20 protein-coding genes and 1 riboswitch are annotated in these 25,215 nt (G+C 53.0%); of the genes, 6 read left to right on the forward strand and 14 right to left on the reverse strand.

Annotation, left to right across the window (positions count from 1 at the left end; genetic code table 11):
* Positions 1-472: 472 nt before the first annotated feature.
* Positions 473-2,062 carry a bifunctional phosphoribosylaminoimidazolecarboxamide formyltransferase/IMP cyclohydrolase gene (gene purH / locus AC1MDE_RS25075; protein WP_479397937.1) on the forward strand — a complete coding sequence of 530 codons (1,590 nt, stop codon included), beginning with the start codon at positions 473-475 and terminating at the stop codon, positions 2,060-2,062.
* Between the two features lie 18 nt (positions 2,063-2,080).
* On the forward strand, positions 2,081-3,361 hold the full coding sequence (gene purD / locus AC1MDE_RS25080; protein WP_058962181.1) for a phosphoribosylamine--glycine ligase: 1,281 nt from the start codon (positions 2,081-2,083) through the stop codon (positions 3,359-3,361).
* Positions 3,362-3,402: 41 nt separating this feature from the next.
* Here the strand turns inward: purD and AC1MDE_RS25085 are convergent, their stop codons facing one another.
* The 6 genes from AC1MDE_RS25085 to nudC form a co-directional block, all read right to left on the reverse strand.
* Positions 3,403-4,068 carry a DUF1481 domain-containing protein gene (locus AC1MDE_RS25085; protein WP_058962182.1) on the reverse strand — a complete coding sequence of 222 codons (666 nt, stop codon included), beginning with the start codon at positions 4,066-4,068 and terminating at the stop codon, positions 3,403-3,405.
* Between the two features lie 68 nt (positions 4,069-4,136).
* Entirely contained in the window at positions 4,137-4,409 is a 273-nt protein-coding gene (hupA, locus tag AC1MDE_RS25090; RefSeq protein WP_006121511.1) for a nucleoid-associated protein HU-alpha, read from the reverse strand.
* A 188-nt stretch (positions 4,410-4,597) separates the two neighbouring features.
* Complete coding sequence (locus tag AC1MDE_RS25095; RefSeq protein WP_034828920.1) at positions 4,598-5,188, reverse strand: YjaG family protein; 591 nt, start codon at positions 5,186-5,188, stop codon at positions 4,598-4,600.
* Positions 5,189-5,250: 62 nt separating this feature from the next.
* A complete protein-coding gene (nfi, locus tag AC1MDE_RS25100) occupies positions 5,251-5,919 on the reverse strand; it encodes a deoxyribonuclease V (RefSeq protein ID WP_058962183.1) in 669 nt (222 codons plus the stop codon).
* A 2-nt stretch (positions 5,920-5,921) separates the two neighbouring features.
* On the reverse strand, positions 5,922-6,989 hold the full coding sequence (gene hemE / locus AC1MDE_RS25105) for a uroporphyrinogen decarboxylase (RefSeq protein WP_097119774.1): 1,068 nt from the start codon (positions 6,987-6,989) through the stop codon (positions 5,922-5,924).
* A 39-nt stretch (positions 6,990-7,028) separates the two neighbouring features.
* Entirely contained in the window at positions 7,029-7,802 is a 774-nt protein-coding gene (gene nudC / locus AC1MDE_RS25110) for an NAD(+) diphosphatase (protein ID WP_058962184.1), read from the reverse strand.
* Positions 7,803-7,890: 88 nt separating this feature from the next.
* On the opposite strand from nudC, the gene AC1MDE_RS25115 reads away from it, so the two are divergent.
* The 3 genes from AC1MDE_RS25115 (at position 7,891) to thiE (ending at position 11,414) form a co-directional block, all read left to right on the forward strand.
* On the forward strand, positions 7,891-8,397 hold the full coding sequence (locus tag AC1MDE_RS25115) for an Rsd/AlgQ family anti-sigma factor (protein WP_058962185.1): 507 nt from the start codon (positions 7,891-7,893) through the stop codon (positions 8,395-8,397).
* A gap of 256 nt (positions 8,398-8,653) precedes the next feature.
* Positions 8,654-8,754: riboswitch (TPP riboswitch) on the forward strand.
* 90 nt (positions 8,755-8,844) lie between these two features.
* Complete coding sequence (gene thiC, locus AC1MDE_RS25120; RefSeq protein ID WP_058962186.1) at positions 8,845-10,770, forward strand: phosphomethylpyrimidine synthase ThiC; 1,926 nt, start codon at positions 8,845-8,847, stop codon at positions 10,768-10,770.
* A complete protein-coding gene (gene thiE / locus AC1MDE_RS25125; protein WP_058962187.1) occupies positions 10,767-11,414 on the forward strand; it encodes a thiamine phosphate synthase in 648 nt (215 codons plus the stop codon). The genes thiC and thiE overlap by 4 nt, the downstream gene beginning before the upstream one ends.
* Positions 11,415-11,570: 156 nt before the next feature.
* Here the strand turns inward: thiE and AC1MDE_RS25130 are convergent, their stop codons facing one another.
* Positions 11,571-13,025 carry an aminotransferase-like domain-containing protein gene (locus tag AC1MDE_RS25130; protein WP_058962188.1) on the reverse strand — a complete coding sequence of 485 codons (1,455 nt, stop codon included), beginning with the start codon at positions 13,023-13,025 and terminating at the stop codon, positions 11,571-11,573.
* 174 nt (positions 13,026-13,199) lie between these two features.
* Between AC1MDE_RS25130 and AC1MDE_RS25135 the strand changes: the two genes are divergently transcribed.
* Positions 13,200-13,388 (forward strand): DUF1127 domain-containing protein, encoded by a 189-nt coding sequence (locus tag AC1MDE_RS25135; protein ID WP_058962189.1) that lies wholly within the window; start codon positions 13,200-13,202, stop codon positions 13,386-13,388.
* A 61-nt stretch (positions 13,389-13,449) separates the two neighbouring features.
* On the opposite strand, the gene rpoC is transcribed toward AC1MDE_RS25135, so the two are convergent.
* From rpoC to nusG, 7 genes are all read right to left on the reverse strand, one after another.
* Positions 13,450-17,673, reverse strand: coding sequence for a DNA-directed RNA polymerase subunit beta' (gene rpoC, locus AC1MDE_RS25140; RefSeq protein WP_058962190.1), 4,224 nt, complete (start codon positions 17,671-17,673; stop codon positions 13,450-13,452).
* Between the two features lie 77 nt (positions 17,674-17,750).
* Entirely contained in the window at positions 17,751-21,779 is a 4,029-nt protein-coding gene (gene rpoB, locus AC1MDE_RS25145; RefSeq protein WP_034828907.1) for a DNA-directed RNA polymerase subunit beta, read from the reverse strand.
* 328 nt (positions 21,780-22,107) lie between these two features.
* Positions 22,108-22,470: a 50S ribosomal protein L7/L12 gene (gene rplL, locus AC1MDE_RS25150; protein ID WP_034828906.1), complete on the reverse strand. Its 363-nt coding sequence runs from the start codon at positions 22,468-22,470 to the stop codon at positions 22,108-22,110.
* Between the two features lie 66 nt (positions 22,471-22,536).
* A complete protein-coding gene (rplJ, locus tag AC1MDE_RS25155; protein WP_034828904.1) occupies positions 22,537-23,034 on the reverse strand; it encodes a 50S ribosomal protein L10 in 498 nt (165 codons plus the stop codon).
* Positions 23,035-23,385: 351 nt separating this feature from the next.
* A complete protein-coding gene (gene rplA / locus AC1MDE_RS25160; RefSeq protein WP_034828901.1) occupies positions 23,386-24,090 on the reverse strand; it encodes a 50S ribosomal protein L1 in 705 nt (234 codons plus the stop codon).
* A gap of 3 nt (positions 24,091-24,093) precedes the next feature.
* Positions 24,094-24,522, reverse strand: coding sequence for a 50S ribosomal protein L11 (rplK, locus tag AC1MDE_RS25165; RefSeq protein WP_034828899.1), 429 nt, complete (start codon positions 24,520-24,522; stop codon positions 24,094-24,096).
* Positions 24,523-24,669: 147 nt separating this feature from the next.
* Positions 24,670-25,215, reverse strand: coding sequence for a transcription termination/antitermination protein NusG (nusG, locus tag AC1MDE_RS25170; RefSeq protein ID WP_010616908.1), 546 nt, complete (start codon positions 25,213-25,215; stop codon positions 24,670-24,672).

The following is a 25,215-nucleotide window of genomic DNA, read 5'->3' on the forward strand; positions in this document are numbered from 1 at the left end:
AAAGAGCGGTGCAATCAGCGCCTTAAGCTGCTGTTGCGAGGTGGCGTATATTACGCTTTCCTCCTTCAGAGTCAAACGCTTTTTTCAGCATTTTTTCTCTGGCGGAAGTTCTTAGCGAAGCTTCCTGTCAACACCGCACTTCGTAAACCGTTGTGCCGTCTCGATGGATGCGCATTATAGGGAGTTGTTCACAGCGCGCAACCGCTAAATTCAACAAAAACAACCGTTCGCTGCATTCCACAGCAAAACCCCGCCTTATACCCACTTACACACAGTGTTATCCACATTCACCTGCACAAATGAATTTAGGCGAGCATCGCGCAAACGTTTTCGCTACAATGCCCGGCGACGTCAAGGATGCCCCTTTTGGGGCGTTACATGAAGCAAGTACTCTCTTCTATATATAAGAGAAGCGCTAAGCTTGATGTAACGCTCTTATTTATGCGAAACAAAGCCAAGGGATAAAACCACCATGCAACAACGTCGTCCAGTACGCCGCGCTCTTCTCAGTGTTTCTGATAAAGCCGGTATCCTCGAATTTGCTCAGGCACTCTCCAGCCGTGGTGTTGAGCTGCTCTCCACAGGTGGTACTGCTCGCCTGCTGGCAGATGCGGGCCTGCCCGTCACCGAAGTCTCTGACTACACCGGTTTCCCGGAAATGATGGATGGACGCGTCAAAACGCTGCACCCGAAAGTGCATGGCGGTATTCTGGGCCGTCGCGGCACCGATGATGCGATCATGGCCGAGCACGCGATCAACCCTATCGATATGGTGGTGGTAAACCTTTATCCCTTCGCTCAAACCGTTGCCAAACCCGATTGCTCACTGGCAGACGCGGTAGAGAATATCGATATCGGTGGCCCAACCATGGTGCGCTCCGCTGCGAAGAACCACAAAGATGTGGCAATCGTGGTGAAGAGCAGCGACTACGAGGCCATCATCGCCGAGCTGGACGCCAACGAAAACTCCCTGACGCTGGACACCCGTTTCGATCTGGCGATCAAAGCCTTCGAACACACCGCAGCCTACGACAGCATGATTGCCAACTACTTTGGCAGCCTGGTACCGGCTTATCATAGCGACAGCAAAGAGCCTGCCGGCCGCTTCCCACGAACGCTGAACCTCAACTTCATCAAGAAGCAGGATATGCGTTACGGCGAGAACAGCCATCAGGACGCTGCCTTCTATATAGAAGAGAATGTGGCAGAAGCTTCTGTTGCGACTGCACATCAGGTACAGGGCAAAGCGCTCTCTTACAACAACATCGCGGATACCGATGCCGCGCTTGAGTGTGTGAAAGAGTTTGATGAAGCCGCTTGCGTGATCGTTAAGCATGCTAACCCGTGTGGTGTGGCAGTGGGCGGTTCGATTCTTGACGCCTATGAGCGCGCTTACAAAACTGATCCAACTTCTGCTTTTGGCGGCATCATCGCTTTCAACCGCGAATTGGATGAAGCCACTGCCCAGGCGATCATCAGCCGTCAGTTTGTCGAAGTGATCATTGCCCCTTCAGCCAGCGAAGCGGCACTTAAAGTTACCGCAGCAAAACAGAACGTTCGCGTGCTGGTTTGTGGCCAGTGGCAGGGCCGTGTTGCTGCACTGGACTTCAAGCGTGTTAATGGCGGCCTGCTGGTTCAGGATCGCGATCTCGGTATGGTTGATGCCAGTCAGCTGCGAGTCGTGACTAAGCGCCAGCCAAGCGAGCAGGAACTGCGTGATGCGCTGTTCTGCTGGAAAGTAGCCAAGTTCGTGAAATCCAACGCCATTGTCTACGCACGTGACAATATGACTATCGGCATAGGCGCCGGACAGATGAGCCGCGTTTATTCTGCCAAAATTGCCGGTATCAAAGCAGGCGACGAAGGTTTAGAAGTTAAAGGTTCAGCCATGGCGTCTGATGCTTTCTTCCCGTTCCGCGATGGTATCGACGCAGCGGCGGCTGTAGGTATCAGCTGTGTGATTCAACCAGGTGGTTCTATCCGTGATGATGAAGTGATTGCCGCCGCTGATGAGCACGGTATTGCGATGATCTTCACCGACATGCGTCACTTCCGCCATTAATAGCCTGGAGCTGTATAGATGAAAATTTTAGTGATTGGTAATGGTGGACGTGAACACGCGTTGGCATGGAAAGCAGCACAGTCACCGCTGGCCGAAACGGTCTTTGTTGCACCGGGCAACGCGGGTACCGCACTGGAACCTGCACTGCAGAACGTGGCGATCAGCGCCACTGACGTTCCTGCACTATTAGCCTTTGCTCAGAAAGAGAAGATCGATCTGACCATCGTAGGCCCAGAAGCGCCGCTGGTGATTGGCGTGGTCGATGCGTTCCGTGCAGCAGGTCAGAAAATCTTTGGCCCAACGCAGGCGGCTGCACAGCTGGAAGGATCAAAAGCCTTCACCAAAGATTTCCTGGCACGCCAGCAGATCCCTACCGCTGAATACCAGAACTTTACGGAAGTTGAGCCAGCGCTGGCTTACCTGCGTGAGAAAGGCGCACCGATCGTGATTAAAGCGGATGGTCTGGCAGCCGGTAAAGGGGTTATCGTCGCGATGGAACTGGCTGAAGCGGAAGCTGCAGTGCAGGACATGCTGGCAGGTAACGCTTTCGGCGATGCAGGCCATCGTATCGTCATTGAAGAGTTCCTCGACGGCGAAGAAGCCAGCTTTATCGTGATGGTGGATGGCGACAACGTGTTACCCATGGCCACCAGCCAGGATCATAAACGTGTAGGCGATGGTGATACCGGCCCGAATACCGGAGGCATGGGCGCTTACTCGCCTGCCCCGGTTGTCACCGATGAGATCCACCAGCGTGTGATGGACCAGATTATCTGGCCAACCGTTAACGGCATGAAAGCGGAAGGCAACACCTATACCGGCTTCCTATATGCCGGCCTGATGATCGATAAAGCCGGTCAGCCGAAAGTGATCGAGTTCAACTGCCGCTTTGGCGATCCAGAAACCCAGCCGATCATGCTGCGTCTGCAGTCAGATCTGGTTGAGCTGTGCCTGGCCGCAGTGGATGGCAAACTCGATAAGCAGACCTCGCAGTGGGATCCACGTCCATCGCTGGGTGTCGTGCTGGCGGCTGGCGGCTATCCCGCGGATTACAACACCGGTGATCAAATCCACGGTCTGCCGCTGGAAGAAGTGCCGGACGGTAAAGTGTTCCACGCGGGCACCACGATGAAAGATGATGTGGTGGTCACCAACGGTGGACGCGTGCTGTGCGTCACTGCCCTGGGCGAAGATGTGGCTGCCGCGCAGAAGAATGCCTATGCGCTGGCGAAACATATTTCCTGGGAAGGCAGCTTCTGCCGTAAAGATATTGGTTACCGCGCGATTAATCGCAAGTAATCATCAAGGGGCGCGCTCAGCGCCCCTTGTTTTTTCCCAACTCAGAAATCACTCTCTTTCGGCTGCCAGCTACACTCATCCTCTGGCGTCGCCCGCAACAACTGCACGCCTTCAGGTGCCTCCAACCATGACACCATCAACGACTGTGGCTGGTTTTGCTGCTGCTGAGATAGCGTGGCAATGATTCCGCTATCAAAGGGTGCATTCACCACTTTGCCATCACAATCGCGCACCTGCGTAGCGCCCAGCCAATGCCCCTGCTTCAGTAATACACGGCCACTCAGCAACGCATTACTTTGCTCCAGCATACGTTGCGCGTCGAAACGATAGAGCTCAACCGTATCACCACTTACCGCTTCACGACGGCCGGCCAGCTGACGCTGCATAAAATTAAGATTGCCCAGATGGTCAAAACGCAGCGTCACGTCATCGGGTTGCTCACCCGCCACAATGCGCTCAACGCTGATCAGGTGGTTCTGTTGCCAGTTGTAGTCAGTGGTTTCCATGGCATCGCCATTGAAAGGGGTATAAACAGTGCGAAGATGGACAGTCTGATGGTCACTGTTCTTGCGCCAGATGCGCACAGTGCCACGATCGGCCAGATAGCCACTTGCCGTAAAGGCAGGGAGATCAGAGGTGGAACTACAGCCCGCGAGCAGCGCACCGAGTAACAGGGCGCAGACGCGCTGAGTAATCGTGTTCAGCATGACAGGCCCCAATAACAAAAAGGGGCGTGTCGCCCCTCTTTTAAAGCTTAAACCGCGATGCGGAAAACTTACTTAACAGCGTCTTTCAGAGCTTTACCAGAGACGAACGCTGGCACGTTAGCTGCCGCGATTTTGATCTCTTTACCAGTCTGTGGGTTGCGACCGGTACGCTCAGCGCGGTGGTTCACTTTAAAAGTACCAAAACCAACCAGTTGTACAGCATCACCTTCTTTCAGAGACTCAGTGATCGCAGCCAGGGTAGATTCCAGCGCAGCTTTAGCCTGGGTTTTTGACAGGTCAGCTTTCTCTGCGATCACATCAATCAGTTGAGTCTTGTTCATAAGTTATCCTTAAAGTGTATTTATCGCTTGCTAAGCAACGAGTGCGAGGGAAAAGCCATATTCTGGCACTCTTCAACCTGCACGCAAAGATAGCCACAATTTTCAGCCCCCCAAATGTAGACCAGACAGGGGGCTGATGTGAAGCCTCCAGGCGCGGTAATTCAGGCCTGAAGTCACGTTTTATCGCCTTATTGCTGAAAAAGTATACCGATGTTACTGATTCCCGCTTCGCGCAGGTCAGAACGTAACCCCTTAATCAGCTCAAGGTCGCGTTCTTCGCAGTCTGCCAGCAGACGGAAAATCTCCCACTGCAGATCCCATTCATCAATCACCGCCTGATTTTCGCGCAGCTCTTCATCGGTCATTTCACGACCGGCCTGCGTCATTTCAAGGATAGCGACGGTGGTGATCGAGGTGCGACTGACTTCGATTGCGTGCTCCAGAGTTTCGCCGCTGAGTTGTGCATGCACAACTTCGCTCAACGCAACACAGGCATCGATCGCTGGGTGGACACCATAGATATCAAAATCATCGCCATTCGGAATCGCAGACTCCAGCTTCTCCAGTTGGCTATCGAAGTTAATTTTGGCGTCTTTAACCGTCAGGCTCTCCCAGACAAGGTCAAGGATGCGACGATAGAGTTGCGGATCGGCGAATTCAGTCTGCTGACAGAAGGCCCAATAATTGGGGAACATCCGCTCGCACAGACAGGCCATAAAGGTCATATGTTGCCAGCTTTCCAGCTTCGCCAGACGCAAATGGACGGGGTTCTGTAACATCAAACTTACTCTCAATAGGTTAGCTGGCGGCAGTGTACCGCAAAAGCCGCGCGCAAACAGCGTTAACGCGCATTTTGCCAACGCAGAAACGCAGGACGCCCTGAAGCAACCGCATCGGCCCAGCGTGTAGGCTCGGGCAAACGATAGCCCGCGGTACATTTCTCCACCCAATTCAGTGCGCTGTCCATACTGACACGATGCCCGGTTGAGACGAACAAAGGGTTGCAGCGCGCTTTACTGCGCCACACCCAGCCAATTTGTTCGCCTTTATCCATCAGTGGCTGGCGGCTCCCCGGTTCAGCATCCAATTCGGTAAAACGCCCGCAGAGCCGTTTTTTCGCCACGCCAATGGTTGGAACATCCACCAGCGAGCCAAAATGCGCAGCCACGCCTAGGCGACGGGGATGGGCAATACCATGACCATCAACAAATAAAAGATCGGGTTGGTGTGTGAGCTGCTGCCAGGCTGCAAGCAGTGCGGGGACTTCACGAAACGATAAGAAACCCGGGATGTAAGGCATGGTGGTCGCGATGCGTGCTATACGGTGCTCCACGAGTTGCAATGAGGGATATTCTAATACCACCAGTGCCGCACGCGTGACGGCACCTTCCTGCTCGAAACCGACGTCCGCACCGGCGATAAAACGAGGCGGCAGGACGTCGAAATCATCCTGCCGCACCACGTTAGCAGCACGTTGTAACTGTTCAGCCCGCAGCGCGGCTAAATCCATGCTTAGCCCTGATGGTATGGGCGTGACAGTCGATGCACGGCTTCCACGAAGGCACCGGCGTGCTCTGGCGGCACATCCTGATGAATGCCATGACCCAGGTTGAAGACATGCCCTTCTCCCGTGCCAAAGCCTTCAAGGATAGTGGCCACTTCCTGCTCGATACGTGCCGGAGGCGCATACAGCATGGAAGGATCCATGTTGCCCTGCAACGCAACTTTGTCACCCACGCGACGACGCGCATCGGCAATATCGGTGCTCCAGTCCAGTCCCAGCGCATCACATCCGGTCGCTGCGATAGCTTCCAGCCACTGACCACCACCTTTGGTGAACAGCGTAATCGGCACACGGCGACCTTCGTTCTCGTGCAGCACGCTATCGACGATTTTGTGCATATAGTAGAGTGAAAACTCACGGTAATCGCGGCCGGTCAGCACGCCGCCCCAGGTGTCGAAGACCATAATCGACTGTGCACCGGCTTTGATCTGGGCGTTCAGGTAATGGATGACACTGTCAGCCAGCTTATCCAGCAGCTTGTGCAGGGTTTGCGGCTCGGCATACATCATCTTTTTAATTTTGGTGAACGCTTTGCTGCTGCCGCCTTCAACCATGTAGGTTGCCAACGTCCACGGGCTGCCGGAGAAGCCGATCAAAGGCACTTCGCCTTTCAGGTTATGGCGAATGGTACGCACCGCATTCATCACATAACCCAGCTCATCTTCAGGATCCGGAATCGGCAGTTTGTCTACATCTGCACGGCAGGTAATAGGATTTGAGAAGCGCGGACCTTCGCCCGTTTCGAAATAGAGCCCCAGCCCCATCGCATCAGGAATCGTCAGGATATCGCTGAAGAGGATCGCGGCATCCAGCGCATAACGACGCAGCGGCTGCAGGGTGACTTCGCACGCCAGCTCCGCATTCTTACACAGCGACATAAAATCACCGGCTTCAGCACGCGTGGCTTTGTACTCCGGCAAATAACGCCCGGCTTGTCGCATCATCCATACAGGGGTGACATCCACCGGCTGACGTAACAGGGCACGCAGATAACGATCGTTCTTCAGTTCACTCATAATGGGCTCTCTCATGCTAAGGCCGCCAGTGTAGCATTTTCACGGCGCGCTGGCGCGACACAGGGCAACGGTATCTTCAATCAACCGCCGTGCCACCGTGCCCGGTGGCGGTAACAAGGGCAAATCGTCATAGCGATACCAGCCGGCATCCAGCAACTCTTTGCCATCATGCTGCAACTCACCGCCCTCATATTCGGCCATAAACGCCATCATTAATGAATGCGGGAACGGCCAGGGCTGCGAGGTGACGTAGCGGACATTTTTAACCCGGACGTTGCTCTCTTCCATCACTTCACGCGCGACGGCCTGCTCCAGCGTCTCCCCGACCTCAACAAAGCCAGCTAATACTGTGTAAATGCTGTTGCGATGACGCGCATGGTTGGCCAGCAGAATCTCCTCCCCCCGGCGAATCGCCACGATAATGCACGGCGCGATTTGCGGGTAATAGCGTTCGCGACAGTGGTGACACAGACAGGCAAACTCGCGCTTACTGAGGTGCATTTCGTGGCCGCAGTAGCCACACCAGCGGTGTGAGCGGTAGAATTCGGCGAGTTGAACTCCACGCCCAACCATCTGAAAAAGCCCAACATCTTCGTCGATAAGCTGGCGAACAGAGCCCATATTGTCAGGTCGTGATTCACGTATCAGCCAGACATTCTCCGCCTGCCATTCGCCAATCAAAATCGCGGTTTTTCCAGTCAGGCCAAAATCGCCGGATAAGCCATGCGGCAGTTCACCTTGCGGTAACCAAAGTTTTTGTTCATGGCTGACAATCCACCAGCCAGCGTCTACGCTTGAGATCTCACGTTGCATCTTATTCGTTGTCCTTAGCGTCAAATGGCACGCTGAAATCCTGATGTTAAGTGTGGAATGGATAACTATAACTCACCCGGAGCCCCATATGCTTACCCAGTTAGATGACCTGGCCAGGCGTGTAAGTGGCGGTAATGAACTTGTTGATGCGTGGCTGCGCGCGCGCCGACAGTTGCTTGTCAGCTATTACGCATTAATTGGCATCAAGCCAAACAAAGAGGCGCTCAGTGCCCTGGATGAACAGGCGCTGGATGCGTTTTGTCACGGCCTGGTAGATTACCTCTCAACCGGTCATTTCAGTATTTATGAACGCATTATCAGTGAGATGGAAGGCGATAGCCCACTCATTGCGGCAGCCCAACTCTATCCCGCTCTGGAAGCGAATACCGATCGCATGATGCAACTGTATGACAGCCATCTGCAGCAGGCCATCAACGACGATAACTGCGTAGAATTCCAGAAGGCGTTATCCGAAGTGGGTGAAGTGCTGGAGTCACGCTTCACGCTGGAAGATAAGCTGGTGCAACTCGCCTGGGATAACCAGCTGGCGCGCCCACCGGTCGCCAATGAAAGCAGCATGGCTCGCCCCGCTTAACTTCGGCCCCATGTAAAAAACTTGTTATTCCGAAAAAGCCCTCTTATGCTGAATGGGCTTTTTTATTGAGGCCTATTCACGTTTTTATGCGTCTCTTTAAAGCAATCTAGAGTCAAATTTTGCGATATAAGCGTAGCGTGCGCAGCCAGTTCACGCTCGGACAGCGCGCAGTGGCCGGAGCGTACACGTAGTACGTGACGGACACGAGCACTGCCCAAACGTGAAATGGCAAGCAAAGTAGCTTATATCGTAAAATTCAACCTTGTCGGAGTGCCCTAAGGGGCTGAGACCGTTTATTCGGGATCCGCGGAACCTGATCAGGTTAGTACCTGCGAAGGGAACAAGAGTAGACATTCACAGAGCGATGCGTGTTGGCGCCCGGCATCGTCCCTGTTACTCCTTCCGAACTCTGGACAAGCAACTTCCCCTTAATTCAGGAAATTTGCTATGTCTGTTGCTAAAACTTCTCGTCGTGAACAACGTGCACAAGCGCAGGAATTTATCGATTCGCTGCAAGGCACCGCTTTCCCCAATTCAAAACGTATCTGGATTACCGGCAGCCGAGCGGATATCCGTGTGCCGATGCGCGAAATCCAGCTTAGCCCTACACACATCGGTGGCACAAAAGAGAATCCACAGTATGAGCACAACGAACCAGTGCCGGTATATGACACGGCAGGTGCTTATGGCGACCCCGCGGCCACCATTGATGTGCATCGGGGATTAGACCGATTGCGTGAAAACTGGATCGCTGAACGCGATGACAGCGAAGCGATCCACCAGTTGAGTTCGCAATACACTCAGCAACGCTTAGCCGATGAAGGGCTGGATCACCTGCGCTTCGAGCAGTTACCGCAGCCGCGTCGTGCCAAAGCTGGCCGCTGCGTCACACAGCTGCATTACGCACGTCAGGGCATGATTACACCCGAGATGGAATTTATTGCGGTGCGAGAAAACATGGGCCGCGAACGTATTCGTGGTGAAGTGCTACTGCAACAGCACCCGGGCCACAGTTTTGGTGCCAATCTGCCGGAAAACATCACCGCCGAATTTGTGCGCCAGGAAGTTGCCAGCGGCCGCGCTATCATACCCTCCAATATTAATCACCCCGAATCCGAGCCGATGATCATTGGCCGTAACTTTCTGGTGAAGGTGAACGCCAATATAGGCAACTCAGCGGTGAGCTCATCGATCGAAGAGGAAGTGGAGAAACTGGTGTGGTCAACACGCTGGGGGGCGGATACCGTGATGGACCTCTCCACAGGCCGCTATATCCATGAAACGCGCGAGTGGATTTTGCGAAACAGCCCGGTGCCGATTGGTACTGTGCCCATTTATCAGTCACTGGAGAAAGTGAATGGCGTGGCGGAAGACCTTAACTGGGAGATTTTCCGCGATACCCTGCTCGAGCAAGCAGAACAGGGGGTGGATTACTTCACTATTCACGCTGGTGTGCTGCTGCGCTATGTGCCGATGACGGCTAATCGTCTGACCGGTATTGTCTCGCGTGGTGGTTCGATCATGGCGAAATGGTGCCTGTCACATCATCAAGAGAGTTTCCTCTATCTGCATTTCCGCGAGATCTGTGAAATCTGCGCCGCCTATGATGTCGCGCTCTCACTCGGTGATGGCCTGCGTCCGGGATCGATTCAGGACGCCAACGATGAAGCCCAGTTTGCCGAGTTGCATACCTTAGGTGAGTTGACCAAGATCGCCTGGGAATACGATGTGCAGGTAATGATTGAAGGTCCAGGCCATGTGCCAATGCAGATGATCCGCCGCAACATGACCGAACAGTTAGAGCACTGTCACGAAGCGCCGTTTTACACGCTTGGCCCACTGACCACCGATATCGCCCCCGGGTACGATCATTTTACCTCCGGCATTGGTGCCGCGATGATTGGTTGGTTTGGCTGCGCCATGCTGTGCTACGTCACACCGAAAGAGCACCTCGGTTTGCCGAATAAAGAAGATGTTAAGCAGGGGCTGATTACCTACAAGATCGCCGCGCATGCAGCCGATCTGGCTAAGGGCCATCCCGGCGCTCAGATCCGTGATAACGCCATGTCGAAAGCACGCTTTGAATTCCGTTGGGAGGATCAGTTCAATCTGGCGCTCGATCCGCATACGGCACGCGCTTATCACGATGAGACATTGCCGCAGGAATCGGGCAAAGTGGCTCACTTCTGCTCAATGTGCGGTCCAAAATTCTGTTCGATGAAAATTACCCAGGAAGTGCGCGAATATGCTGCTCGCCAGCAGGCAGAAGCCCAGCCCATTGAAATTGGCATGGCGCAGATGTCGGATGCCTTCCGCAGCCGTGGTGGCGAGCTTTATCACGCCGCCGATGCCCTTAAAGAGGAAAAAGTATGACCGATGCCTTTCCAGCCACGGCCCCGAAACTGGGGCTGTACCCTGTTGTTGATAGCGTAGAGTGGATTGCACGCTTACTGGAGGCTGGCGTTCGCACCATCCAGTTGCGCATCAAAGATTGCCAGGATCATGAAGTAGAAGACGCAGTGCGCGAGGCAATTGCGCTGGGCAAGCAGTATCGTGCACGCCTGTTTATCAACGATTACTGGCGATTAGCGATTAAATATAACGCCTATGGCGTGCATCTTGGTCAGGAAGATTTGGACGTGGCTAATCTGGACGCTATCCGCCAGGCAGGTTTGCGTCTTGGGTTATCGACTCATGATGATGCCGAGTTGGACCGCGCGCTGGCGCTGCGTCCTTCCTACATTGCACTGGGACACATTTACCCTACGCAAACCAAAGATATGCCTTCCGAACCACAGGGTGTTATAGAACTGAAACGCCACATGGCACGGTTGCAGGATATACCGACTGTGGCGATTGGCGGTATATCCCTTGCGCGCGTACCTGAAGTTTTGGCCACTGGCGTTGGAAGCGTTGCCGTGGTGAGCGCCATTACTCAGGCGGGAGACTGGCGTCAGGCGACACAGGAGCTGCTGGCACTGGTTGAAGCTGGAACCCAGCCTGCAGAAGCGCTGTAACGTCATGCAAACTTGGTGGATTGGCTGGAAGCTCACGCGCAGCCGGCTTTTTGCGGGCTGGCGTGAATTTCCGTTCAGGATAAAGTGTGCCTGCCCGCTGTCGCTGGCAGTGGGCCAGGGCTGGTCTACCTCTCTCTCCAGCCCTGCCTTTCTACTCTAATCAGTCAGGGAAGGAGCCTGTTCCGTTTCGATATGACAGGCGTGCATGGCCTGCTCCACCGCAGCGCCAAGCTGGGCGATGGCCTGTTCAGTTTGCTCATTGATGGGCAAACCATAATTGAGGCGCAAGCAGTTGCGATATTTTCCCGAGGCAGAAAACAGTGATCCGACAGCGACCTGAATGTTCAACGTGCGCAATTCGCCGTTTAGCCGAACCGCATCAAACGCTTCAGGTAATTCAATCCACATCAGGAAGCTGCCCTGCGGACGCGAGACACAGATTCCGCACGGGAAATAGTGGCGTACCCAGCAGCTAAAAGTCTCGTAGTTACGTTGATAAACCTGGCGCATCCGGCGTAAATGCGGCCCATAGTGACCAAGACGAATAAATTCGGCCACCGCATGTTGCGGCTGTGTGGCTGTTGAACCCGTGCCGATATATTTCATATGCAAGACGCGATCGCGATAGCGTCCAGGTGCCACCCAGCCAACACGTAACCCGGGAGCCAGCGTCTTAGAGAATGAACTACACAACAACACCCTGCCATCCATATCCAAAGATTTAATGGTAATGGGACGTGGATACTCCCATGCCAATTCACCGTAGACATCGTCTTCAATAATCGCGGCATCAAAGCGCTGTGCCAGTGCCAGCAACGCACGCTTGCGCGCCTCGGGCATGATAAATCCGAGTGGATTATTGCAATTTGGCACTACTACCACGGCTTTAATGGGCCACTGCTCGAATGCCAACTCCAGAGCTTCGAGGCTAATGCCCGTCACCGAATCGGTAGGGATTTCAATGGCACGGATACCAAGCCCGCGCAGAGTCTGCATCGTGCCATGAAATGTCGGAGATTCAACGGCGATAATATCACCCGGTTCACACACCGCACGGATCGACACGGACAGCGCTTCATGGCAGCCCGTGGTGATCACAATATCCTCTGCGGTGAGCTGACAACCGCTATCGATAGTTAAGCGTGCGACCTGCTCACGCAAGGCCGCAACGCCTAACAGACTGTCATAATTGAGCTGGTCAAGATCCTGCTTCTGCGCCATTCGGCTCTGAATTTTCCATAATGGCTTCAATGTCGGCTGGGTAAGGTCTGGCATGCCGCTACCTAATTGCAGCACGTTACCGCTGTTGCGGCTGCTTAATAATTCCAGCACCGATTCCCACTGGGTGATCTCGACGGGGCGTTGTACGGGGCGGGTTAACGCAGGAACAGGAGGCGTGGCTTTGCGCGTCGCAACGAAATAGCCAGAGCGCGGCTGCGGCACAATAAGCTGTTTCTCTTCTAGCAGGTGATACGCCTGCTGCACGGTACTGATGCTCACACCGTGTTCAATACTCAGTGTGCGCACTGAGGGTAAGCGCTCGCCGCTACGGTAGAGTCCCTGCTCAATCCTGTCTGAGAGCAAGCAAGCCAGATGTTGGTAACGCGTCATCGTATGATTCCCCTCGAGTTCACTGAATCTAAATCAGTACAGATCATCCCTTTTTTTACCATTCAGATCCTATGATGCGCAATCTGTATGTTAATAATAAGTGATTTTTGAATCTGTATTGAAATGCACAAGAACTGGACAATACCTCACAGACAACTGATGAGGGCATTCATAATGGAATTCGATCAAAACCGCGCAGCAAAACCATTTGATGTAACGTTACTGGACATGGTTCGCGGTGCAGGGCGCGCCATCAAGAGATGGCACGCGCGCCGTGAGACACAAAAAATTCTGTCTCACTTAAGCGATGCACAACTGCGCGACATTGGCCTGACCCGCCACGATATCTGCCGTAAGGGCTGATTAAAGACGAAAAAAAACCCTGCCGAGGCAGGGTTTTTTATGGGTCAGCTTTCGCAGACGATTATTCGTCGTCGCTACCGCCAAGACCGGCGTTCAGCAGTTCAGCCAGGCTCGCAGAGGCTTCATCCGCAGTAACCTGCGGTGCAACCGGTGTTTCACCTACAGAACGGCGACGCATACGATCCTGATGGTAAGCATAACCGGTACCGGCTGGGATCAGACGACCCACGATCACGTTCTCTTTCAGGCCGCGCAGTTCATCACGCTTGCCTGCTACTGCTGCTTCGGTCAGGACACGCGTGGTCTCCTGGAACGATGCTGCAGAGATGAACGATTCGGTAGCCAGTGACGCTTTGGTGATACCCAGCAGATCGCGCATAAAGGTTGCGCCGATTTTGCCGTTCGCTTCGAGGTCGCGGTTAGCGATCTTGATGCGAGAGTATTCAGCCTGCTCACCTTCCAGGAACTCGGTGCTGCCCGCGCTGGCGATGGTTGCTTTACGCAGCATCTGACGCACGATGACTTCGATGTGTTTATCGTTAATCTTAACGCCTTGCAGACGGTAAACTTCCTGCACTTCGTTAGTGATGTAACGTGTAACCGCATGGACGCCACGCAGACGCAGGATGTCGTGTGGAGACTCTGGGCCGTCAGAAACAACGTCACCACGTTCTACACGCTCACCTTCGAATACGTTCAGCTGACGCCATTTCGGAATCATCTCTTCGTACGGATCGCTACCATCAACCGGTGTAATGACCAGACGACGCTTGCCTTTGGTCTCTTTACCGAACGAGATAATACCGCTGATCTCGGCCAGAATTGCTGGCTCTTTCGGACGACGCGCTTCGAACAGGTCAGCAACGCGTGGCAGACCACCGGTGATGTCCTTGGTACCGCCAGATTCCTGAGGTACACGCGACAGGGTGTCACCCGCGCTGATCTTAACGCCATCTTCCAGCTGAACAATCGCTTTGCCCGGCAGGAAGTACTGAGCTGGCATGTCGGTACCTGGAATCAGAACATCATTTCCGTTGGCATCAACAATTTTCAGCGCAGGACGCAGATCTTTACCGCCCGCAGTACGTTCCGCAGAATCCAGAACCACCAGCGATGACAGACCAGTCAGGTCATCAGTCTGACGAGTAATCGTCTGACCATCGATCATGTCAGTGAAGCGAATGAAACCGCCCACTTCGGTGATAACAGGCATGGTGTGCGGATCCCAGTTTGCTACGGTCTCGCCCGCTGCAACCTGCTCACCATCACCTTTAGCCATCATCGCACCGTAAGGAACTTTATAGCTCTCTTTGGTACGACCGAATTCATCGATCATTTTCAGCTCAACGTTACGAGAGACGATAACCAGTTTCCCGGAGGAGTTGGTTACAGACTTCGCGTTGGTCAGCTTAATAGTACCTTTGTTCTTCACCTGGATGCTGGATTCAGCAGCCGCACGAGATGCCGCACCACCGATGTGGAACGTACGCATCGTCAGCTGTGTACCAGGCTCACCGATGGACTGTGCTGCGATAACGCCGATGGCCTCACCTTTGTTGATGATGTGACCACGTGCCAGGTCGCGACCGTAGCAGTGTGCACACACACCAAAGTCGGTTTCACAACCAACAACAGAACGCACTTTGATCGCATCGACTGAGTTCAGTTCGATCACATCACACCAGTGCTCATCGATCAGCGTGTTACGCGGGATCAGGATGTCAGCAGTACCTGGTTTCAGTACGTCTTCAGCAGTCACACGACCCAGTACACGCTCACGCAGTGGTTCTTTAACGTCGCCACCTTCGATAACCGGAGTCATCATGATGCCTTCGAAAGTACCACAGTCGTCTTCGGTGACCACCAGGTCCTGCGCAACGTCTACCAGACGACGCGTCAGATAACCGGAGTTAGCGGTTTTCAGTGCGGTATCCGCAAGACCTTTACGCGCACCGTGCGTCGAGATGAAGTACTGGAGTACGTTCAGACCTTCGCGGAAGTTCGCGGTGATTGGCGTTTCGATGATTGAGCCATCTGGCTTAGCCATCAGACCACGCATACCGGCCAGCTGACGAATCTGTGCAGCAGAACCACGCGCACCGGAGTCGGCCATCATGTAGATGCTGTTGAACGAGACTTGCTGCTCTTCTTCGCCGTGACGGTTGATCACGGTTTCGGTTTGCAGGTTGTCCATCATCGCCTTGGAAACGCGTTCGTTTGCTGCGGCCCAGATATCGATGACTTTGTTGTAACGTTCGCCAGCAGTAACCAGACCAGACTGGAACTGTTCCTGAATCTCAGCAACTTCCGCTTCTGCTTCTGCCACGATTTCCGCTTTCTTAGCCGGGATCACCATGTCGTCGATACCTACAGAGGCACCTGAACGGGCTGCGTAAGCAAAGCCGGTATACATGGTCTGGTCAGCGAAGATAACGGTCGGCTTCAGGCCCAGGATGCGGTAACAGGTGTTCAGCATCTTAGAGATAGCTTTCTTACCCAGCGCCTGGTTGACGATGGAGTAAGGCAGACCTTTCGGCACGATCATCCACAGAATCGCACGACCAATGGTGGTGTCGATTAAGCTGGTTTTCGCGACGAACTCTTCTTGTTCGTTTTTGCTGTACTCGGTGATACGCACTTTAACGCGAGCATGCAACTCGGCCAGGCCAGCGCGATAAACACGCTCAGCTTCTTTCGGGCCAGTCAGCACCATGCCTTCGCCGCGCGCATTCACTTTGTCACGGGTCATGTAGTACAGACCCAGTACAACGTCCTGAGAAGGAACGATGATTGGCTCGCCGTTCGCAGGTGACAGGATGTTGTTGGTAGACATCATAAGCGCACGTGCTTCCAGCTGAGCTTCCAGCGTCAGCGGTACGTGAACTGCCATCTGGTCACCATCGAAGTCGGCGTTATATGCCGCACAAACCAGCGGGTGCAGCTGGATTGCTTTACCTTCGATCAGAACAGGTTCGAATGCCTGGATACCCAAACGGTGCAGGGTTGGTGCACGGTTCAGCAGTACTGGGTGTTCGCGGATAACTTCGTCCAGGATATCCCAAACGACAGCTTCTTCACGCTCAACCATCTTCTTAGCAGCTTTGATGGTGGTCGCGAGGCCACGCAGCTCCAGCTTGCCGTAGATGAACGGTTTGAACAGCTCCAGTGCCATTTTCTTCGGCAGACCACACTGATGCAGACGCAGGTATGGACCTACGGTGATTACAGAACGGCCAGAGTAGTCAACACGTTTACCCAACAGGTTCTGACGGAAACGACCCTGCTTACCTTTGATCATGTCGGCCAAAGATTTCAGAGGACGTTTGTTAGAGCCAGTGATGGCACGACCGCGACGGCCGTTATCCAGCAAGGCATCTACCGCTTCCTGCAGCATACGTTTTTCGTTACGTACGATGATATCTGGCGCAGCCAGATCCAGCAGACGCTTCAGACGGTTGTTACGGTTGATAACGCGACGATACAGATCGTTCAGATCCGACGTAGCGAAACGACCACCATCCAGCGGTACCAGCGGACGCAGATCTGGCGGCAGAACCGGCAGAACGGTCAGGATCATCCACTCTGGCTTGTTACCAGACTGTACGAACGCTTCCAGCAGCTTGATACGCTTGGTCAGCTTTTTACGTTTGGTCTCGGAGTTGGTTTCGTTCAGCTCTTCACGCAGCTGCTCGCACTCTTGCTCCAGATCCATATTTTTCAGCAGCGCCTGGATAGCTTCCGCACCCATCTTCGCGTCGAATTCGTCACCGAACTCTTCCAGCGCATCAAGGTACTGCTCTTCGGTCAGAATCTGACGTTTTTCCAGGTTGGTCATACCGCCTTCGATCACAACATAAGATTCGAAGTACAGTACGCGCTCGATATCACGCAGAGGCATATCCAGCAGTAAGCCGATACGCGAAGGCAGTGATTTCAGGAACCAAATGTGCGCAGTTGGTGAAGCCAGTTCAATGTGGCCCATGCGCTCACGACGAACCTTGGTCTGTGTAACTTCAACGCCACACTTCTCACAGATCACGCCACGATGTTTTAAACGCTTGTACTTACCGCACAGGCATTCGTAATCTTTTACCGGCCCAAAGATACGGGCGCAGAAAAGACCGTCACGCTCCGGCTTGAAGGTACGGTAGTTAATGGTTTCTGGCTTTTTAACTTCACCAAAAGACCATGAACGGATCATGTCTGGCGAAGCCAGAGCGATCTTGATCGCATCAAACTCTTCGGTCTTAGTTTGCGCTTTCAGAAACTTAAGTAAGTCTTTCACGGATTAGCTCCCGTCGGAGTGGAACTCTCAGGGACGCACACCGAAGTGCGCGTCCCGTAACCAGTACTTGCGAGTGCTTACTCGTCTTCCAGCTCGATGTTGATACCCAGCGAGCGGATCTCTTTCAACAGTACGTTGAAGGATTCCGGCATGCCCGGTTCCATCTGATGGTTGCCATCGACGATGTTTTTATACATCTTCGTACGGCCATTCACGTCATCAGACTTAACGGTCAGCATTTCCTGCAGGGTATAAGCAGCACCGTATGCTTCCAGTGCCCACACTTCCATCTCACCGAAGCGCTGACCACCGAACTGCGCTTTACCACCCAGCGGCTGCTGAGTAACAAGGCTGTACGAGCCAGTTGAACGGGCGTGCATCTTGTCGTCGACCAGGTGGTTCAGTTTCAGCATGTACATGTAACCTACGGTTACCTGACGCTCAAACTGCTCACCGGTACGGCCGTCGAACAGAGTGATCTGACCGGAAGAAGGCAGGCCGCCGAGCTGCAGCAGCTCTTTGATCTCGCTCTCTTTCGCACCATCAAACACTGGCGTTGCGATTGGCATACCTTTTTTCAGGTTCTCAGCCAGACGCAGAACTTCGTCGTCAGTGAAGGTGTTCAGATCGACTTTCTGACGCACATCGGTGCCCAGATCGTAAGCACGCTGGATGAACTCACGCAGTTTGGCGACTTCTTCCTGCTTCTTCAGCATCGCATTGATTTTCTCACCAATGCCTTTAGCCGCCATACCCAGGTGGGTTTCCAGGATCTGACCGATGTTCATACGTGACGGTACGCCCAGCGGGTTCAGTACGATATCGACCGGCGTGCCGTTCTCATCGTAAGGCATATCTTCGATCGGGTTGATCTTAGAGATAACACCTTTGTTACCGTGACGACCTGCCATCTTGTCACCAGGCTGGATCTGACGTTTAACCGCCAGGTACACTTTCACGATTTTCAGCACGCCTGGTGCCAGGTCATCGCCCTGAGTGATTTTGCGACGTTTAGCTTCGAGTTTCTTCTCAAACTCGTGCTTCAGCTCGTCATACTGCTCAGCCAGCTGCTCGAGAGAGTTTTGCTTCTCTTCATCAGTCAGGCCCAGTTCCAACCAGCGCTCACGTGGCAGTTTGTCCAGCTTCTCAGCTTCAACACCACCCGAGATCAGTACAGCCTGAATACGGCTGAACAAGCCCGCTTCGAGGATCTGCAGTTCTTCCGACAGGTCTTTCTTAGCCTGCTTCAGCTGCATCTCTTCGATTTCCAGCGCACGTTTGTCTTTTTCTACGCCATCGCGAGTAAAGACTTGAACGTCGATAACCGTACCGGAAACACCGTTAGGAACACGCAGAGAAGAGTCTTTAACGTCAGACGCTTTCTCACCGAAGATCGCACGCAGCAGTTTCTCTTCTGGCGTCAGCTGGGTTTCGCCTTTTGGCGTCACTTTACCGACCAGAATGTCACCACCGGTCACTTCCGCACCGATATACACGATACCGGATTCATCCAGTTTGGAGAGTGCAGCTTCACCCACGTTCGGGATGTCAGCGGTGATCTCTTCTGGCCCCAGCTTAGTGTCACGAGACACACACGCCAGTTCCTGGATGTGGATAGTGGTGAAACGGTCTTCCTGGACAACACGCTCAGAAACGAGGATGGAGTCTTCGAAGTTGTAACCGTTCCATGGCATGAACGCCACGCGCATGTTCTGACCCAGCGCCAGTTCACCGAGATCGGTAGACGGGCCATCTGCCAGCACGTCGCCACGTTCGATTGGCTCACCCAGGGACACACATGGCATCTGGTTGATGCAGGTGTTCTGGTTAGAACGGGTGTACTTGGTCAGGTTGTAGATGTCGATACCCGCTTCGCCCGGATACATCTCATCTTCGTTAACTTTGATAACGATACGAGAAGCATCAACGTACTGAACGGAACCGCCACGTTTCGCTACGGCAGTTACACCGGAGTCAACCGCTACTGCGCGTTCCATACCCGTACCGACCAGCGGCTTATCAGCGCGCAGAGTTGGTACTGCCTGACGTTGCATGTTCGCACCCATCAAGGCGCGGTTAGCATCATCGTGCTCCAGGAATGGAATCAGTGACGCACCGACTGAAACGACCTGTTGGGTCGAAACGTCCATGTAGTCAACTTGATCACGACTGAACAGGCTTGATTCACCTTTGCTACGGCAAGTGACGAGATCGTCAACAAAGCTACCGTCTTCAGCAAGGTTGGTGTTCGCCTGAGCGATAACGTAGTTACCCTCTTCGATTGCCGAGAGGTAATGAATTTCATCACTCACTTTGCCATCTACCACGCGACGATACGGAGTCTCAAGGAAGCCGTATTCGTTAGTCTGCGCATAAACAGAAAGGGAGTTGATCAGACCGATGTTCGGACCTTCTGGCGTTTCGATTGGGCATACACGACCGTAGTGGGTTGGGTGTACGTCACGCACTTCGAAGCCTGCACGCTCACGCGTCAGACCGCCTGGGCCCAGGGCAGAGATACGACGCTTATGCGTGATCTCAGACAACGGGTTGTTCTGATCCATAAACTGGGACAGCTGGCTTGAACCGAAGAACTCTTTCACCGCCGCCGAAATAGGCTTGGCGTTGATCATGTCCTGAGGCATCAGGGTATCGAGGTCGCCCAGAGACAGACGCTCTTTAACAGCACGCTCAACACGCACCAGACCCACACGGAACTGGTTCTCAGCCATCTCACCGACTGAACGGATACGACGGTTGCCGAGGTGGTCGATATCATCGACTTCGCCAATACCGTTACGGATGCCGATCAGTTTCTTCATCACTTCGATGATGTCGTCTTTGCTCAGGATACCTGAACCTTCGATTTCATCACGCAGCAGTGAACGGTTGAACTTCATACGGCCAACTGCAGACAGATCGTAACGATCTTCTGAGAAGAACAGGTTCTCGAACAGGTTCTCTGCAGCTTCGCGCGTTGGCGGCTCACCAGGACGCATCATACGGTAGATCTCAACCAGCGCGCTCAGGCGATCGTTGGTTGGGTCAACACGCAGGGTCTCTGAAATGTATGGGCCGTGATCCAGGTCGTTGGTGAACAGCGTTTCAATGCGTTTGTGGCCTGACTGGCTCAGTTTAGCCAGCAGATCCAGTGAAAGTTCCATGTTCGCAGGAACGATCAGTTCACCGGTGTTCAGATCGACGTAGTCTTTAGCGACCACTTTGCCAGCGATATATTCGACTGGCACTTCAATGTGCTGAATACCGTCTTTTTCCAGCTGACGAATATGACGCGCAGTGATGCGACGACCTTTCTCAACGTAGACCGTGCCATTGGCTTCGATATCGAAGCTGGCGGTTTCACCACGCAGGCGCTCAGGCACCAGTTCCATCTGCAGTTTGTTATCGCGGATTTCATACACCACTTTATCAAAGAACAGATCGAGGATTTGTTCAGTGGTGTAGTGCAGCGCGCGCAGAATGATACTGGCCGGCAGCTTACGGCGACGGTCAATACGGACGAAGAGGTTGTCTTTCGGGTCGAATTCGAAGTCGAGCCATGAACCGCGGTAAGGGATGATACGTGCGTTATACAGCACTTTACCAGACGAGTGCGTCTTACCCTTATCGCTGTCAAAGAACACGCCAGGACTACGATGCAGCTGAGAAACAATAACACGCTCGGTACCGTTGATAACAAAGGTACCGTTGTCGGTCATGAGTGGAATTTCACCCATGTACACTTCTTGTTCTTTGATGTCTTTTACGGTGCCTTCCGGCGCTTCACGCTCGTAGATCACCAGACGCAGTTTCACGCGCAGCGGTGCCGAATAGGTCACGCCACGGATCTGACATTCAGTTACGTCAAAGACCGGCTCGCCCAAACGGTAGCTGACATACTGCAACTCAGAGTTGCCGCTGTAGCTTGAGATTGGGAATACGGAGCGGAAGGCAGCTTCCAGACCGTATTGGCCTTCTGGATCTTGCTCGATAAACTTCTGGAACGAGTCAAGCTGGATAGAAAGGAGATAAGGTATGTCCAGAACTTGTGGACGTTTACCAAAATCCTTACGAATACGTTTTTTCTCGGTATAGGAGTAAACCATAGGGTTCCTCAGCTAGCTGACATGTCGAACCACGCTGTCCGTCCTGAAGGGACAGTTCATGCAACACTATTTTGTTTTTCATGCGATGCGGTGCACCCCATGCAATACATCTTTCTATCACTCTTAAATCATTTCATCGCCGTTGTGCAGGCAGGGAACCCTCACAGGAAAGCGATATATTAAGTCGTCGATAGAAAAAGATATTGAAGAGAAACAATGGACAAACAGTGCGAAACGCCATCGTTCCCCTGTAGCGCAAAAAGGCTGGTGACCAAAAAGTCACCAGCCATCAGCCTGATGTTACTCAGGCTGCAACCCGAAGGTTTTCTTACTTAACTTCAACTTCAGCGCCAGCTTCTTTCAGCAGTGCTTCCAGAGCAGCTGCGTCATCTTTGCTGATGCCTTCTTTGATAACACCGGTAGCTTCAACCAGGTCTTTAGCTTCTTTCAGGCCCAGACCAGTTGCAGTACGAACTGCTTTGATTACGGCAACTTTGTTAGCGCCAGCAGCTTTCAGAATTACGTCGAATTCAGTTTTCTCTTCAGCAGCTTCAGCTGGGCCAGCAGCAACAGCTACAGCAGCAGCAGCAGAAACGCCGAATTTTTCTTCCATAGCAGAAACCAGCTCAACTACTTCCATTACGGACATAGCTGCTACTGCTTCCAGAATTTGATCTTTGGTGATAGACATATCGATTGTTCCTAAAAAACAGAAAAAGTTTATACGTTAGCAAGTACGAAGGAAAAGAAGATGGCCTTAAGCCGCTTCTTTTGCATCGCGTACAGCAGCCAGAGTGCGAACCAGTTTGCCAGCAGCGGCTTCTTTCATGGTCGACATCAGACGTGCCAGTGCTTCTTCGTAAGTCGGCAGAGTTGCCAGACGGTCAATATTGGCCGCCGTGATCAGCTCACCTTCAAAGGCTGCAGCTTTGACCTCAAATTTTGCATTCGCTTTCGCGAACTCTTTGAACAGACGAGCAGCAGCGCCCGGGTGTTCCAAAGAGTATGCAATCAGGGTCGGACCAACAAACGTGTCTTTCAGGATCTCAAACTGAGTTCCTTCAACGACGCGGCGCAGCAAGGTGTTGCGAACAACACGCATGTAAACGCCAGCTTCACGACCTGCTTTACGCAGTTCGGTCATTTTATCAACGGTAACGCCACGGGAATCCGCAACAACCGCTGAAAGCGCGCCTTTGGCTACTTCGCTAACTTCAGCAACAATCGCTTGTTTGCCTTGAAGATTTAATGCCATTAGCTTTTGCTCCTGGATTTGACCGGGAAAGATTTCCCGGAACTCACTTCACTCAGCTACCCGAAGGCACTGAGCGCTATTACACGGTGAGCAGAATCCAGCGAAGAAAAAATTCTTTTTGGTTCTGTCACCGTCTACGCAGGGTATTAAGCAAGCTATCCGAAGATAATCCCGCTCCTGCGGTCTTGGACGGAGGCCAGGATAAGGCCTGGCTCCAACCTAAGCCATTGATGAATTAGGCAATTAAGCTTTGTTAATCAGTGACTTTGAATCTGGGTTCTGAATTGAATGACCAATCAGAACAACGGGCGTAAGATTCTAGATGAATTTTTCGCCCGTTTCAAGCAGCAATTAGTTTGCTGCTGCGCTCAGACCAGCCTGGTCAACGGCAACGCCGGCGCCCATGGTGGTAGAGATGCTAACTTTCTTGATGTACACGCCTTTAGCCTGTGAAGGTTTCGCTTTTTTCAGCGCAACCAGCAGAGATTCCAGGTTTTCTTTCAGTTTGTCAGCGTCGAAGTCCACTTTACCGATGGTAGTGTGGATGATGCCGTTTTTGTCGTTACGATAACGAACCTGACCTGCTTTAGCGTTTTTCACTGCTTCAGCAACGTTAGGGGTTACAGTACCCACTTTCGGGTTTGGCATCAGGCCGCGTGGACCCAGAACCTGGCCCAACTGGCCAACAACGCGCATTGCATCTGGAGATGCGATAACAACGTCAAAGTTCATTTCGCCTTTTTTAATCTGGTCAGCCAGATCTTCCATACCTACCAGCTCAGCGCCAGCTGCTTTAGCAGCTTCTGCGTTTGCGCCTTGGGTAAATACAGCAACACGTACTGAACGACCAGTACCGTGTGGCAGAACAGTCGCGCCGCGAACGTTCTGATCTGATTTACGTGCATCGATGCCGAGGTTAACAGCAACGTCAACGCTTTCAACGAACTTAGCAGTTGCCAGTTCTTTCAGCAGAGCAATAGCTTCAGCGATGTCGTACTGCTTGGTCGCGTCAACTTTGTCACGGATTACGCTCATGCGCTTGGTCAGCTTAGCCATTTCTTAATCCTCTACTACCAGGCCCATGGAACGTGCAGTACCTTCGATAGAGCGAGTCATCGCTTCTACGTCAGCACCAGTCATGTCCGCAGCTTTAGTTTCTGCGATTTCACGTACCTGAGCACGAGAAACTTTACCGACTTTGTCTTTGTTCGGCTTACCAGAACCAGACTTGATGCCTGCTGCTTTTTTCAGCAGTACAGCAGCCGGAGGGGTTTTGGTAACGAAGGTGAAAGAACGGTCGCTGTATACAGTGATAACAACTGGAGTAGGCAGGCCTTTCTCCAGAGATTCTGTTTTGGCGTTGAACGCTTTACAGAATTCCATGATGTTAACACCCTGCTGACCCAGTGCTGGACCAACAGGTGGACTTGGGTTCGCCATACCAGCTGCAACCTGCAGCTTGACGTAGGCTTGTACTTTCTTAGCCATGATAATTCCTCAAATGGGTTATAACGCCTGAAAACAGGCTCCCCGTGATTACGATTCACACGCTATAAGCAGCGCATAAAAACAAAAGGCGCGAAATTATAGGTAAATTTCGCGCCTTCTGCAAGAGCTAAAAAGTGAACAAAAGGGTTAACCTTTCTCCACCTGAGCAAAGTCGAGTTCGACTGGTGTTGCACGGCCAAAGATGGAAACAGAGACCTTCAAGCGGCTCTTTTCGTAATCCACCTCTTCGACCACACCGTTGAAGTCGGCAAATGGACCGTCGTTGACGCGCACCATCTCGCCTGGCTCGAACAGCGTTTTTGGACGCGGCTTATCACCCACCTGCTGCAGGCGGTTCATAATCGCATCGACTTCTTTATCACTAATCGGCGCAGGACGGTCAGAAGTACCGCCAATGAAGCCCATGACACGTGGTACGCTACGCACTAAGTGCCAGCTGGCGTCATTCATCACCATCTGGACCAGCACATAGCCAGGGAAGAACTTACGTTCGCTTTTACGGCGCTGGCCACCACGGATTTCAACGACTTCTTCAGTCGGCACCATGACTTCACCAAACAGCTCTTCCATGTTGTGCAGTTTGATATGCTCTTGCAGCGACTTCGCTACGCGGGCTTCAAAACCGGAGAACGCCTGAACGACGTACCAGCGTTTTTTTGGAGCTTCAGACAT

It is taken from the genome of Pantoea folii (assembly GCF_056678875.1).